The 12,325-nt window shown below is 38.3% G+C and carries 10 protein-coding genes; 8 read left to right on the top strand and 2 right to left on the bottom strand.

The features are described 5' to 3' along the window. Nucleotide 1 precedes the first annotated feature (1 nt). Entirely contained in the window at nucleotides 2-865 is an 864-nt protein-coding gene (locus tag ABEG20_RS15615; protein WP_406824213.1) for a transglutaminase-like domain-containing protein, read from the bottom strand. A 44-nt stretch (nucleotides 866-909) separates the two neighbouring features. Here ABEG20_RS15615 and ABEG20_RS15610 point away from each other — a divergent pair, with 44 nt between their 5' ends. The 6 genes from ABEG20_RS15610 (at nucleotide 910) to ABEG20_RS15585 (ending at nucleotide 7,435) form a co-directional block, all read left to right on the top strand. Then, nucleotides 910-1,692 carry an O-methyltransferase gene (locus tag ABEG20_RS15610; RefSeq protein WP_406824212.1) on the top strand — a complete coding sequence of 261 codons (783 nt, stop codon included), beginning with the start codon at nucleotides 910-912 and terminating at the stop codon, nucleotides 1,690-1,692. A gap of 4 nt (nucleotides 1,693-1,696) precedes the next feature. Beyond that, complete coding sequence (locus ABEG20_RS15605; RefSeq protein WP_406824211.1) at nucleotides 1,697-2,365, top strand: DUF1345 domain-containing protein; 669 nt, start codon at nucleotides 1,697-1,699, stop codon at nucleotides 2,363-2,365. A 511-nt stretch (nucleotides 2,366-2,876) separates the two neighbouring features. After that, nucleotides 2,877-3,245 (top strand): BlaI/MecI/CopY family transcriptional regulator, encoded by a 369-nt coding sequence (locus ABEG20_RS15600; RefSeq protein ID WP_265850994.1) that lies wholly within the window; start codon nucleotides 2,877-2,879, stop codon nucleotides 3,243-3,245. Continuing rightward, on the top strand, nucleotides 3,242-4,795 hold the full coding sequence (locus tag ABEG20_RS15595) for an N-acetylmuramoyl-L-alanine amidase (RefSeq protein WP_406824210.1): 1,554 nt from the start codon (nucleotides 3,242-3,244) through the stop codon (nucleotides 4,793-4,795). The genes ABEG20_RS15600 and ABEG20_RS15595 overlap by 4 nt, the downstream gene beginning before the upstream one ends. Before the next feature lie 13 nt (nucleotides 4,796-4,808). Continuing rightward, on the top strand, nucleotides 4,809-7,004 hold the full coding sequence (locus ABEG20_RS15590) for a M56 family metallopeptidase (protein WP_406824209.1): 2,196 nt from the start codon (nucleotides 4,809-4,811) through the stop codon (nucleotides 7,002-7,004). 5 nt (nucleotides 7,005-7,009) lie between these two features. After that, complete coding sequence (locus tag ABEG20_RS15585) at nucleotides 7,010-7,435, top strand: carboxypeptidase-like regulatory domain-containing protein (RefSeq protein WP_406824208.1); 426 nt, start codon at nucleotides 7,010-7,012, stop codon at nucleotides 7,433-7,435. Between the two features lie 57 nt (nucleotides 7,436-7,492). On the opposite strand, the gene ABEG20_RS15580 is transcribed toward ABEG20_RS15585, so the two are convergent. Then, on the bottom strand, nucleotides 7,493-8,623 hold the full coding sequence (locus ABEG20_RS15580) for a polymerase (protein WP_406824207.1): 1,131 nt from the start codon (nucleotides 8,621-8,623) through the stop codon (nucleotides 7,493-7,495). A gap of 1,128 nt (nucleotides 8,624-9,751) precedes the next feature. Between ABEG20_RS15580 and ABEG20_RS15575 the strand changes: the two genes are divergently transcribed. Then, nucleotides 9,752-10,732, top strand: coding sequence for a deoxyhypusine synthase family protein (locus tag ABEG20_RS15575; RefSeq protein WP_406824206.1), 981 nt, complete (start codon nucleotides 9,752-9,754; stop codon nucleotides 10,730-10,732). A gap of 255 nt (nucleotides 10,733-10,987) precedes the next feature. Next, on the top strand, nucleotides 10,988-12,283 hold the full coding sequence (locus tag ABEG20_RS15570) for a c-type cytochrome (RefSeq protein ID WP_378935219.1): 1,296 nt from the start codon (nucleotides 10,988-10,990) through the stop codon (nucleotides 12,281-12,283). Nucleotides 12,284-12,325: the final 42 nt, after the last annotated feature.

Below are 12,325 nucleotides of genomic sequence, written 5' to 3'. Positions count from 1 at the left end.
ACTACTTTTCTGCTAAAATATTTTGGAGTTCGTTCAATTCAGCTACTTTTTCTGTTGCGCCGGCATTTTCGTAAGCAGAAATCAGGTTTCTGATTACGCGACGGATAATATCGGTATTGCTGCAGGGTTTATAATATTCAGGTAAAGCCTCCAGGTTAAGCTGACGTAGAAACTGGTCTACATCATGTTTGCCAAAAATGTTGCCCCGGTTAAAAGCATTGATGTAAAATAGCACACCATATTCGGAACCTTCCTGCTTACTATCATCAATATAACCTAAAATAAAATGCTGCGGCAAATTAATGCCATAAACAGGCAGATCTAACTTTTGGGCCAGGGTAGAGTAAATAATAGCCAAAGAAATCTGGTTACCTTTTTTACTTTCTAAAACCTGATTTAAGTAAGAGTTTTGTGGGTCGTGGTGGTTCTTGGTGTTGCCGCCAAAGCCATATTGCTGGTATAAAACATGGTTAATCAGTTTTACTTTCTCAACTGAACTCATTTCGTACTGCAGGCCCAGCCAGATATCTCTTTTGATTTCTTCAATTTGGTTAATTACCTTTTGCTCGTCTAAATCAGGATATTGATAACGGTTTATAATCAGGGCGCCCTGCAATAAATCAAAAGCGCCGCTTAAATACCAAAGATTTAAATCTTCTTTAACTGTTTTGAACTGGATCTGATGGACAATGTTTTCAATACGTTCCTGCAGCAGTCCATCGAATGATTGTTCCCAGGCATTTTCTAAATAATGGATAACTTCACCACCATATTCAAGCAGTTTTTTCTCCACATGTTGGTACACTTCCTCATCCGGATCGTCCAACAATTTAACTAAAGCACTTATCTCTGCGATATTTTCCATAAAACATACATACGTTTGCGGCGTTTAATTACTTTTGCAATATTATGTTATTTCAATTTATTATAGATTACCTTAAACACCGTTTAACAGCTAAGAGCAGGCATGGAACGCATTCGCCATTTGTATACAAGCTCGCCGATGAGGTAATTTACGATTTTAACGACAAATCTGAATACAAAAATATAGAGGAGCAGCGAAAAAAACTTTTTAATGACGATTCCATAATCACTGTTACCGACCTTGGTGCGGGCTCACACCTTAATAAAAACCGAACAAAGAAGGTAAGTCAGATTGCCAAAAATGCATTAAAGAGCCCAAGATTAGCCAAGCTTATTTATCGGCTGGCCAAAAACGCCAAAGCTAAAAGTGCGATCGAATTGGGTACTTGTTTAGGTGTTACAACAGCTTATTTAGCAAAAGCAGATGCCCAAGCAAAAGTGGTTACGATAGAAGGCTGTCCGCAAACGGCAGAGGTAGCCAGAAAAAACTTCCAGGAACTGAATTTAGAGAATATCGAACTTCATGTGGGCAATTTTGATTTAATTTTGCCCGATATTATAGCGCAGCAGCCGAGCCTCGATTTTGTTTACATTGACGGAAATCACCGTAAAGATGCTACCTTGAATTATTTTAAATGGTGCCTGCCAAAAGTAAACGAAAATTCGTTACTCATTTTTGACGATATTTACTGGAGTGAGGGGATGAAAGAAGCCTGGAGCGAAATTAAAAATCACCCTGATGTTACCATAACTATCGATTTGTTTTGGATCGGTTTGGTTTATTTTAAAAAGGGACAGGCCAAAGAACATTTTAAACTTAAGTTTTAAAGACATGCAGGAACCGAAATTAGCAGGTATCCAGAAACGATCGGCACTCTTTGTTTTGCTGCTCAGCCTTTTCTCTGGCCTCGCAGCCTACCTGCTATCGTTCCTTTATAAAATGGATGCCCTTACGCATATTATGCTGGGGTGGGATATTTTTTGCCTTGTGCTCAATATTCTGCATTGGTACATGTTTTTTCATACCTCTGCTGCCGAAACGCATTTGAAAGCCAAAATGCAGGATGAAACCCGTGGCGAAATTTTTGCCATTGTAGTAGTTTCTACCTTTGCCGGTTTGCTGGCGGTAGTTTTACTGCTTATTAATAAAGATATTGAGCCACTTGATCTGGTGATTGCCATAATGGGCATGTTTTTATCGTGGTTTCTGGTGCATACTACTTTTACCATGCGGTATGCTCATTTGTATTATGGTGACAAGAAGAAAAAAGCATCGGAAAAGGGTGGTTCGGGATTGGAGTTTCCAGGTAATGATGAACCTGATTTTGTCGATTTTGCCTACTTTTCTTTTGTGTTGGGCATGACTTTCCAGGTATCGGATGTTGAAATTTCGAATAGAGAGATCAGACGTCTTTCTCTTTTACATAGTTTAATCGCTTTTATCTTCAATACGGTTATTGTAGCACTAACCATCAATGCCTTGGCAGGGCTGAGCAAATAACGAATCGTCTCGACCGGAGCATTGCGAAGTGGAGAGATCTGTCATCCCACATTTTTTTCATCCTGAACGCAGTGAAGGATCTTTAAAACATACCTTTTAACAGGAGGAGGTGCCGTGAAAAGATTTATTCCAGACAGTTATAGCTGTTTTTTGGAAATAAACAGTCCGGTTCTTTTGGCAGGCTTCAGTCCCGCTCTCCGTTCTTTCCGGTGAAAAACCGGAACCCCTTCGATCGGGTTTAGTTACAAAGGTTAAATGCTTTTGGGCACATGCCAGGAGTAAGCCGTTTGGTCATAAACCTGACAGCAGCGGGCATCCCGATTTTCAATCGGGATAAAGCGAATGGCGGGGCTACAAGAGCCAAGAACCACAAGCCTTTCGTTTTCAAATTAAAATAAGTTTGTTAATTTATTCTGTCTGGTAATCAGTGTTTTATGATTGTAAACTGATTTTTCAGTAATATAACTTGTTTTGTAGTTGTAAAACTGAAAAGTAAGTTATAGATTTGGGTATGGAAGAATTAACCAAAGCCGAAGAGCGCATTATGCAGGTTTTGTGGAAACTGCAAAAGGCATTTGTGAAAGATATTATCGATGAACTTGAAGAAGAACCTAAACCGCCTTATAATACCATCTCATCAATTGTCAGGCTTTTAGAAAAGAAAGGCTATGTTGATTATAAGGCTTATGGGAAAACCTACGAGTACTTTCCGGCCATTACAAAGGATGAATATGCCAAAACTACCTTCTCCAAATTGTTTTCAGGGTATTTTGATAATTCTCCAACCAGCCTGTTATCGTTTATGGTAAAAGAGGAAAAACTAAGTGAAAAGGATATAGAAGAAATTAAAAAGATCATTAACCAGGATACAAAGCCATGATTTTAATTTACTTATTAAAGGTTTCGGCCTGTACACTAATGTTCTTTGCCGCTTACCAGTTATTGCTGGTCAGGCTCACGTTTTTTAACCTGAACCGCATTTATTTATTATTGATGTTGGTGTTGAGTTTTGTTATTCCGGCAGTTACCATCGAAAACCGTCACGAAGTAACGGTAGCCAGTCAAGAGATTCCGTTCAAAATTGCCTATAGCAACGATGGTGTTGTTGAGCAGGATTTTGTTGATGAAAGTAGCGCCGCCAATAATAGCCTAAACTGGGATCAACTGCTTATGTACGGTTATTGCTCAATTTTAGCCGTTCTTGTTTTTAGAATGCTGTTTGTGATGGTACGTATTCAGATCCAACTGCGTAGACACGCTATTGATAGGAGTGGAGCTGTTATCCTGGTTGATGAGAAATCTACCATAAAAAACTGTTCTTTTTTAAACCAGATTATTATCGACTCCTCTTTACAGTATGAAGAAAAGAATCTGGTCATTAAACACGAATCTGTCCATGTGGAGCAATTACATGCTGTAGACAAACTTTTAGTCAATTTGGTTGCGGCAATCCTTTGGTTTAACCCCATTATCTATTTCTGGCGAAATGCCATTGGTCATAACCACGAATTTCTGGCAGATCGCGAGACTTCAAAAGTTGCAGACAAGAAGGTTTATGCTTTTTTACTTTTAAACCTGGCTATGCCTGAAAAAAAAATACTCATTAATAGTTTTAGTAAACTTCCACTAAAAAATAGAATCATGATGATGTACAAAGAACCAAATGCAAAGTTGCAAAAGCTTGCCTATGTAGCCATTATTCCGGTTTTAATGATTTGCTGTATGGCATTTACAAACCGCAAAGAAATTATTTTAGAGAAAAAATTGACGGGGAATCAGGCGTCTGCAGATGCACCGATAAAGCCGAATGTTTATGCTATGAACTACTTAAACAGCAATATTAAGGTTAATCCAAATGCTGCTTTTAATGAAGTAGAGCCTACATTGGTTATTGATGCCGGCCACGGCGGAAAAGATGGAGCCGTTTCTGCACTGGATGGACAAAAAGAAAAAGACTTAAACCTAAGAGCTGTAAAAATACTTAAGGAAGAAGCCGAAAAAAGAGGGATAAAAGTGATATTAACCAGGAGTACCGATCAGTTTTTATCACTAAGAGATCGTTTACCGAAACAGGAGGCTACGGCATTTATTTCCATCCATCATAATGCAACACTTGCAAATGCGGCTGTGCCTTTCGGTGGCGTTGAAGTTTATGTTTCGAAACTGAACAGCAATATTAAAACTGCTGAAGATCTAGGCGCTGGTATTTTAAGCAAGCTGAAACAGCTTAAAGGGATGGAAGTAAGAGATTCACTAAAAAATGCGAATCTGTTATTGTTACGCGAATCTAAAATACCTGCTGTTTTAATAGAACTTGGAAATATTTCGGATGGTAAAACATTACACTATATCAATCAGGAAAAAAATATCCAGAGAATCAGTAATTTGATTTTGGACGGATTTGTAGCTTTTTCTAAACGTGGATGTTAAATAAAACAGGACTATGGAATGGTTAACCTATCTGCTTAAAGTTACTGCCTGTACGGCATTATTTTTTGGTTTTTACCTGGTGGTTTTAAGAAAGCTCACCTTCTTCAAAATCAATCGTTTTTATTTGCTGGCTTCTTTATTCTTGAGTTTTATTATTCCGGCTTTGCAGTTTGAGGTCAAACGTAAAATGCCCATGTTAGAAACTGAGCTTGTAGATATGCCTGATTTAAAACCAATTCAACCTGCCCCTGTGCAACTTATTCAGCCTATCATGGTCGAATATCAGCCAGAGGTGACATCTAAAATTAATTGGGTGGGCATAATGGCTTATGCTTATAGTGGCATCGCTTTGCTTTTATTGCTCCTTTGCCTATGGCGCTTATTCGTTTTGCTTAAACATACAGGAAGTTATACCCAAAATAGTAGTGGTCTAAAGCTGATTACCAAAACAGAAGGTTTTACCAACTGCTCCTTTTTTAACTATGTTTTTATAAACGATGCGGATTTAAGTGCAACGGATTTATTTGTTCTGCTTAAACATGAACAGGTACACGCCAGGCAATACCATTCGATAGATAAAATTATTTTAATGGTTTTAAAATCTGTTTTATGGTTTAACCCCATAGTTTACTTATACGATAAAGCTTTAGAACAGGTGCATGAATATGAAGCAGATGAAATCACTTCAACAGGTTATGGAAATCAGGCATATGCCAATCTTTTATTAAAACTGGCTATAACTAAAAGTGATATCCCCTTGATCCACAATTTTGTGAAAAGCCCCATTAAAGACCGCATTAAAATGTTGTTCCACTCAAAATCTAAAAACATGAAAAAATTAACTTACTTATTGGCCATCCCAGTTGTTGTGGGATTGGTATGGCTATTTGCCGTTCAGGTAGTGTATGCACAAAATATAAAAGATGAAGGCAAACCTTCGAAAGATTTTTACGAAAGAGCCTTGAAGGGGAAAGTCCTTAACATTAAAAAAGAAACTATAGGTCTTTATACATTCGATTTATTATCGAATGGAAAGATTTATCCGATTGAAGCCACCACTTTTAAAGAAAAGATTAAAGTTGGCGATGAACTGATCGTTTATATATCAGGTAAAGGCTTTAATATCAAAAAAACAGATAAAAACGGAAAAGTTATCGCAGAAACCAAGGAGTTGATCTATAACGCAACAAAAGTTACTACTTTAACCGGAAGCTTAATTTATGAGCAAAAGATAGAAAAACATGCTTTTTTGTATGAAGCCAATAAAGCGCGTTCTGCCTCATCTAAAATTAAAACGATAGAGACAGATATTAATGGTAAGATTGAAAAGATCGTTCTGAATGATGGGCTTTTTACCATCAACTTAAATCTTAAGGCTCAAAATATAAAGGATGATAACTTTAAAGTAGGCGACCAGGTATTGGTTAAATTTATCGGCGAAAAATTGGTGACAAAAAATACTTATGCGACTGATAAAATGATCGTACTTTATTCTGAACCTAAAAAATACCTGATCAAAAATGAAGCACTTTACAGCCGGTTTTATTTTAATGATGGGAAACAGAAAGTTGCTGCGGTAAAAAATCAACCCACTGAAGTTGCCAAACCGGTTACGCCTAAAATCATCTCGTTTTCTAAAATAACCGGTGATGTGCAGCATAAAGTTTCTTACATGGAAAATGCAGTTATCGATATTGTGAACTGTAGACTAGAGGCCGAATATGTAGAATTGGATCAACTTAATGGTAAAATGATCGCCAAAAATGCAGTATTAAAAGCTAAAGAAGGTGGATCTGCAACTGCTAAAATTATTGTTTTTAATTTGAGAAATGGAAACTATAATGCCGAAAATGGCAATGGGGCTATTAAAGTTTTTAAAGGGCTTGGTCCTGACCAAAAGATGTTGCAGGGAATGAGAGACTCTTTAACAAAGGCAGATAATAAAGTGAATACGATTGTAAGTTACAGTGCCCAGGATTCTGTTAAAATGAGTAAGGATAAATCAATTGTAACGCTTTATGGCAAAGCAAAATTGGATTATAAGAATTTTAGCATCTCAGCAGATGAAGCTAGCTATAATAGAAATACAGAAAAAATAACAGCTAAAAATCTTACCCTTCGTAATAAAGTAACCGGAATAACAATGCTCGGCTCTTATGGTGAATTTGATATTAATGGAAAAGCTGAGGTTTGGCAGGGTAATAAATAGTTTGAATGATAAAAGCATTAGGCTTTCTCGCGCTCTTTTTTATTATCATCAATTGCAAAGCACAGTTTAATCTTTCGGGCAAGGTAACCGATGAGGGGTTTAAAGCTTTACCATTTGTTACGGTTAAAATTTCTGGACTTCAGAATAGCATATTTTATACCCAAACCGATAGTTTAGGCACTTACCAATTCAAATTACAGGCAGGGAAATATTCGACTGTTTTTTCCGCAATCAATTTTAAAAACGTAGGCCGGTTAGTTACAATAACAGGCGACACCATCATCAATATCCAACTCCAGGTAATCCCAAATACCCTGAAAGATGTTCAGGTTAATGCTAAAAAAGCATTGATCGAAAAAAAGATCGACCGGATTGTTTTTAATGTGGAGAATAGTATCTCCGTAATCGGAACTGATGCTATCTTGTTATAAAGATTCTTCACTACGTTCAGAATGACAAGACTGGAAGGTATTTCAATCATCCATCCCCTAAAACGCTTCTGCTAAACTGATATAAAATCCTGCCTGGCGTTTTTCATTTGATAATTTTTCGCCAATACCATAATCAAGGCGTACACTCAAACCTTTTGCCGGATCGAAAAAGTAACGGCCACCAAGACCATAATTAGGCTTTAGTCCATCGGTATTGAACTGACCATTGGTGAATACTTTACCAGTGCCTGCAAAAGCTACAATACCAAAACGGTTCATAAAACGGTAGCGTATTTCAGCCTGTGCTGCCATTAAGTTCTCATCCCGGTAGCGGCCACTGTAATAACCCCGCATCATTTGGTCATTTCCTAGTTGCTGCAATAAATAAAATGGCGTGCTTTTACTCTGTATGGTGTAGTAAATGCCCTGTACACCTAAAACTATTTTCGGTGCTATACTAAAGAAACCACGTAGATCGAGCTTAACCTGTGAACCGCTGAAGCTTTCTCCGCCAAAAAAATTAGGCGCATATTGGTAAGTTGCCCTCCCGAAAAAACCTTTAGTGGGGTAGTTGTTGCTATTGCGGGTATCATAACTTTGCGATGCACCGATCCAGGCTACAGAACCACCGTCTCTATCTAAAATTTTTGGGTTAGTGGAATAAACGCCTCCCGGTTGCTTGTCTATAAAACGATAATTCTCAAAACCGAATGAAACACCCGTATAAGCCTTTGGTAAAGTATTCATTTCGGCATCGAAAAGTGTTTTAAAAACCCTTTGATCTAGCTTATCTTCATCTGATTTTGTAGTGTAGTTGCCGATACCATAAAAATTAAAGGGCTGGTTTTTGAAACGGATATCGCCAATAAAGTGGTATTTGTTTCCTTTAGTCCACATATCGCCTTTTAGCATAAAATTAGCTGTCTTTTTGGTAGAGTAGGTGGTGTTCAACGCGAAATTGGAGCTGCGGTTCAGTGTATCTTTACGGTCTACATAAAAGGAATAAATCGCACCAACGCCAAATTCAAATCCAGTTTCCTGGCTATAGCCAAAAGCCGGCAAAGGTAAAAAGCTGGCCTTACGTGTAGTATCTTTTTCGTTCGAGAGCATTTTCCTGATCAGTTTCATTTGTGCGAAAGCACTTCCAGAAACAAGCGCAAGTAAAATAACCAGATAATATTTTTTCATCAGGGTTTTTTGATTTTATAGGCGGCGAAGCTATCATGAGCATATCCTCGTATTGTGAGTATTTTTGCTCATGATGGTTTCATTACCGCAAAGAAAAGGAAATTTAGTAAGAAGTTGGTTAATTGATTAATTGTTTAAATTGGTTTCAAATCCGAAATTCAATTCACTCTATTATCAATCTGCTTTTTATAGATCCTGAAACAAGTTCAGGATGACGATCTGGAGTGGGATTTTTACATTCGTATAATGCCATTGCCTTTTAACAAACAACTCCTTCGACTCTGCGAAGATGACGGTCGCTGGGATTTGATGCAATGCCCGCCGCCACCTAAACCGGATTAAAGGGAAAAGCCCGCAGGTGAGGTACGAACCGAGGACTTGTACCGTAAAGCCGGACTACCTTTTAATAGTGGCTACAGCAATTGCTTTCCAAAAAAAGATGTGATGGCTTGTCTGCATGAAAGATCCTGAAACAAGTTCAGGATGACGATCTGGAGTGGGATTTGATGCAATGCCCGCCGCCACCTAAACCGGATTAAAGGGAAAAGCCCGCAGGTGAGGTACGAACCGAGGACTTGTACCGTAAAGCCGGACTACCTTTTAATAGTGGCTACAGCAATTGCTTTCCAAAAAAAAAGATGTGATGGCTTGTCTGCATGAAAGATCCTGAAACAAGTTCAGGATGACGATCTGGAGTGGGATTGTTGCATTTGTATAATGCTATTGGCTTTTAACAAACAATTCCTTCGACTCTGCGAAGATGACGATCGCCGGGATTTGATGCAATGCCCGCCGCCACCTAAACCGGATTAAAGGGAAAAGCCCGCAGGTGAGGTACGAACCGAGGACTTGTACCGTAAAGCCGGACTACCTTTTAATAGTGGCTACAGCAATTGCTTTCCAAAAAAAGATGTGATGGCTTGTCTGCATGAAAGATCCTGAAACAAATTCAGAATGAAGATTACTGGTAAAGCATTTTTTATGTATTAATCAACTTTAGACTACAGACTGAGGACTCTGGATTAACCAACGTTACCCGCCAAACGCTATGCTCCAAACACTAAACACTTTTACGTTTTCACCTTTCGGCCTAAATACCTACTTTTGCGGCAAACAATACAAAACGAAATGAGCAATACAAGAGGACCGATATCTCAGTTTATGGAGCGTAATTACCTCCATTTTAATGCTGCTGCAATGATGGATGCGGCTAAAGGTTACGAAACGCATTTAGATGAAGGTGGTAAAATGATGATCACACTTGCCGGTGCAATGAGTACTGCAGAATTGGGAATTTCACTAGCAGAAATGATCCGCCAGGACAAAGTGGCTATTATTTCTTGTACAGGTGCAAACCTTGAGGAAGATATTATGAATCTGGTCGCACATTCTCATTATAAACGTGTACCAAACTATCGGGATTTAAGTCCGCAGGATGAATGGGATCTTTTAGAAAACCATTACAACCGTGTTACCGATACCTGTATTCCGGAGGAAGAAGCTTTCCGCCGTTTACAGAAACACATTCACAAAATCTGGAAAGATGCAAATGATGCTGGTGAAAGATATTTCCCACATGAGTTTATGTATAAAATGCTTTTAAGTGGCGATTTGGAGCAATATTATGAGATAGATCCTAAAAACTCATGGATGCTGGCTGCGGCAGAAAAGAATTTACCTATTGTGGTACCGGGATGGGAAGACTCTACCATGGGGAATATTTTCGCCTCTTACGTCATGAAAAATGAATTGAAGGCAACTACCATGAAAAGCGGTATTGAGTATATGGGCTGGTTGGCCGACTGGTATATTGCAAACAGTGGGGGCAAAGGAATTGGTTTCTTCCAGATTGGTGGGGGTATTGCCGGCGATTTCCCGATCTGTGTAGTACCGATGCTTTATCAGGACATGGAAATGGAAAACATTCCTTTCTGGAGCTATTTCTGTCAGATTTCTGATTCGACCACTTCTTATGGTTCATATTCTGGTGCCGTACCAAACGAAAAGATTACCTGGGGCAAACTGGATATCCACACGCCAAAGTTTATCGTAGAAAGTGATGCTACAATTGTAGCACCGTTAATGTTTGCCTGGATATTAAAACAATAATCAGAAAAAATAAATAAACCAAATTGGTTTGTGGTATGCCCATTGGAGATAACCTGTCAAAAATGGGCATTTTTATGGGCTGAATGGCTTGAAATGACATTTGTTTAGAATGATTATAAATTGTATTTCAAGTCACTATTATGTCATGGGATTTATTAATAAGTTATACTTTTGTTCAAGTTTTGGTGGGGCTACCCCTAGTTCAGCATCAATTTCACAACTAAAAGTAAATTAAATAAGTATAAAGTGTTCATTATGAGAGATATCTCGATGATTTTAAAAAGCGTTTGGAAGTCGTTATTCGTATTTTCAGCAATTTCCGTAATAGCGGTTTCTACCGTAAATGCGCAGGATGCTAAAGAAGGAAGGACGCTTTTCAAAGCAAAATGTTCTTCGTGCCACGCATTAGATGCTAAATTAGTTGGTCCGGCCTTAAAAGGTGTAAGTGATCGTCACTCGGAAGAGTTCCTTTTAAAATGGATTCCAAATTCGCAAGGCCTGGTAGCTTCTGGTAACCCTGAGGCTGTTAAATTGTTTAACGAAAACGGAAAAGTTCCGATGACCTCTTTTCCTGAGTTAGACGAAACTAAAGTAAAAGATATCTTAGCTTACATTAAAGAGGGTGAACCAAAAGCAGCTACTCCTGCAGGTGGTGCTGTTGCCGCAAAAGACGAATCTACATCAGGTTTATCGATTGCTGGTATTGTGGCCATTGTTGTATTGGCGATCGTTATTTTAGTGATCTTAGGTCGTGCTTCTAAATTATTAGAGCGTTTGATCCTGCAGAAACAAGGTATTGAGATTGAAGAGGATGTGCCATTAAAAGTAGGTGTGCGCAAGATGTTCAAAAACAAGAAATTTGTCATGTTTTTTATCTTGTGTTTAATCATCTGTTTAGGTTCATTCGGTTGGATGGGCATGTGGAATACAGGTGTACACACCGGTTATCAACCAGTTCAGCCAATTAAATTCTCTCATGAGCTGCATGCAGGTATCAATCAGATCGATTGTCAGTATTGTCACTCTGGTGCGTTTAAATCTAAAAATGCATCTATCCCATCCTTAAATGTTTGTATGAACTGCCATAAAGCGGTACAGGCAAGAGATAAATATGATGGTGAGGTTTCTCCTGAGATCAAAAAAATCTACAATGCTTTAGGTTACGATCCTGAAACACAGAAATATGATGAGAGTAAAGCTAAACCGATGGAGTGGGTACGTGTACATAATCTTCCTGATTTTGCTTATTTCAATCACTCGCAGCACGTAGTTGTTGCAGAAGATGCCATCCGTAAAGCAAAAGGATTACAGCCAACTGAGCCTGTATGTTTCGCCTGTCACGGTCCGGTTAATACCATGGAAGAAATTTACCAATATTCTCCGTTAACCATGAAATGGTGTATTAACTGCCATAAAGAAACTGATATTTCTGGTCAGAAAAATAATGCTTTCTACGCTAAGGTGATCGAGGCGCATGAGAAAATTAAAAAAGGCGAGAAAATTACACCAGCGTTATTGGGTGGTTTAGAGTGTGGTAAATGCCACTATTAATAGATAGAGTTTAGTAAGAACGTTCGAATAAACAGTAATATA

The sequence above is a fragment of the Pedobacter sp. KACC 23697 genome (genome assembly GCF_045348445.1).
Taxonomy (GTDB): Bacteria; Bacteroidota; Bacteroidia; order Sphingobacteriales; family Sphingobacteriaceae; genus Pedobacter.
This window is presented reverse-complemented; position numbering and strand designations above follow the sequence as displayed.

Coding starts and splice junctions, on each gene's coding strand:
- ABEG20_RS15615 (WP_406824213.1), bottom strand. CDS start 865: ATGGAAAATATCGCAGAGATAAGTGCTTTAGTTAAATTGTTGGACGAT.
- ABEG20_RS15610 (WP_406824212.1), top strand. CDS start 910: ATGTTATTTCAATTTATTATAGATTACCTTAAACACCGTTTAACAGCT.
- ABEG20_RS15605 (WP_406824211.1), top strand. CDS start 1,697: ATGCAGGAACCGAAATTAGCAGGTATCCAGAAACGATCGGCACTCTTT.
- ABEG20_RS15600 (WP_265850994.1), top strand. CDS start 2,877: ATGGAAGAATTAACCAAAGCCGAAGAGCGCATTATGCAGGTTTTGTGG.
- ABEG20_RS15595 (WP_406824210.1), top strand. CDS start 3,242: ATGATTTTAATTTACTTATTAAAGGTTTCGGCCTGTACACTAATGTTC.
- ABEG20_RS15590 (WP_406824209.1), top strand. CDS start 4,809: ATGGAATGGTTAACCTATCTGCTTAAAGTTACTGCCTGTACGGCATTA.
- ABEG20_RS15585 (WP_406824208.1), top strand. CDS start 7,010: ATGATAAAAGCATTAGGCTTTCTCGCGCTCTTTTTTATTATCATCAAT.
- ABEG20_RS15580 (WP_406824207.1), bottom strand. CDS start 8,623: ATGAAAAAATATTATCTGGTTATTTTACTTGCGCTTGTTTCTGGAAGT.
- ABEG20_RS15575 (WP_406824206.1), top strand. CDS start 9,752: ATGAGCAATACAAGAGGACCGATATCTCAGTTTATGGAGCGTAATTAC.
- ABEG20_RS15570 (WP_378935219.1), top strand. CDS start 10,988: ATGAGAGATATCTCGATGATTTTAAAAAGCGTTTGGAAGTCGTTATTC.